1 protein-coding gene is annotated in these 383 nt (G+C 46.2%); it reads right to left on the bottom strand.

All coding sequences use genetic code 11. The features are described from left to right. Positions 1 to 117: 117 nt before the first annotated feature. Positions 118 to 327 (bottom strand): hypothetical protein, encoded by a 210-nt coding sequence (locus tag NE665_RS24110; protein ID WP_133303503.1) that lies wholly within the window; start codon positions 325 to 327, stop codon positions 118 to 120. Positions 328 to 383 lie beyond the last annotated feature (56 nt).

Raw genomic sequence — 383 nt, 5'->3', positions numbered from 1 at the left:
AAAAACGGAACTATCAAAATGACTGAGTATGCATATGCCCATAAATATAACGGAAGCGAATTATATGAGAGCTGGTATGCATGATCAGTTAGACTCCTGACATATTCACTTTCTTCATTATTCCATAGCTGCCGATGGCAATGCCGGCGGCAGCAGCGCCCATGTGATCCATACCGACAGGAGAAAGATAAATCGAATTCTATATAACCCGGTAAGCTGCCGGGTTATGAGTTCTCTCTGCATAAAGCAAAGCCGGCATATCTGCCGGCAGGCTACATGGCAAGTTGCCATGTAGGTATGGAATACCGCTTCTGCTTCCTCACTCAAGGACCGGGTTGTATTTTCCTAGCGGAAAATCTCCACCCTGCCTTATGGCTCCTTGA

This window comes from Clostridium sp. DFI.1.208, assembly GCF_024463855.1.
GTDB lineage: Bacteria > Bacillota_I > Bacilli_A > Erysipelotrichales > Erysipelotrichaceae > Clostridium_AQ.
This window is presented reverse-complemented; position numbering and strand designations above follow the sequence as displayed.